Here is a 416-nt window from a genome sequence, read left to right on the forward strand (position 1 = left end):
GTCGTCGAGCACACCGGCCTGGCGTCGTTCTGCGCCGACGCCCGCACCGAACTGGCGCTGTCACGCCACTCCCGGGTGCTGCGGTTCTCGTCGTCGAGCTTCGACGCGTCGGTGTTCGAGATGCTCGCGGGCTTCAGCGTGGGCGCCACGCTCGTGGTGGTGCCCCCCGCGGTGATCGGCGGCCACGAACTCGCCGAGCTGATCCGGGAGCGGCAGGTGACGCACATCCTCACCGCACCGGCGGCACTCGGCACGGTCGACACCGACGGCCTCGACTCCCTCGAGACGGTGATCGTCGGCGGCGACGTCTGCCCGCCGGAACTCGTCGAGCGGTTCGCGCCCGGACGCCGGTTCTTCAACAGCTACGGACCCACCGAGACCACGATCATCATCACGATGACCGAGCCGCTGTCGGT

The 416-nt window shown here is 70.0% G+C and carries 1 protein-coding gene; it reads left to right on the plus strand.

Going from position 1 to position 416, the window contains the following annotated elements; genetic code table 11:
• A partial coding sequence (locus AC07RN_RS21365) for an AMP-binding protein (RefSeq protein ID WP_478337280.1) occupies window positions 1-416 on the plus strand: 416 nt, incomplete at both ends.

It is taken from the genome of Lelliottia sp. GFLA7 (assembly GCF_056490165.1).